At 69.7% G+C, this 300-nt stretch carries 1 protein-coding gene; it reads right to left on the bottom strand.

What is annotated here, in order from left to right; all coding sequences use genetic code 11:
• On the bottom strand, positions 1 to 300 hold a 300-nt coding region (locus tag FLQ44_RS17860; protein WP_147695469.1), incomplete at both ends, for an efflux RND transporter permease subunit.

The following is a 300-nucleotide window of genomic DNA, read 5'->3' as shown; positions in this document are numbered from 1 at the left end:
CTCCAGCCCTCGTACAGGGCGGCCAGCACCAGGTAGACCAGCAGCACGCAGAGCGGCAGCACCAGGAACTGTGCGATGCCCTGGTTGACCTGCTGGAAGGTCAGTCCGGTGAACTCCATGGTCATGCCGCGCGGCAGCACCTGGTCTGCGGTGGCGCGCGCCATCTGCACGGCGGCGGCGGCGCTGACATCGGTGCTGAAGGGCGTGGCGGTGACGTCCGCCGCGGGGTAGCCGTTGTAGCGGACCACCGGATCCGGGCCAAAGCTCGGGACCATCTCGACCACGCTGCCCAGCGGCACC

The sequence above is a fragment of the Vogesella mureinivorans genome, assembly GCF_007644035.1.
In the GTDB taxonomy this organism is placed as follows: domain Bacteria; phylum Pseudomonadota; class Gammaproteobacteria; order Burkholderiales; family Chromobacteriaceae; genus Vogesella; species Vogesella mureinivorans.
Note: the sequence above shows the minus strand (reverse complement) of the source record. Positions and strands in the feature narration are given on the sequence as shown.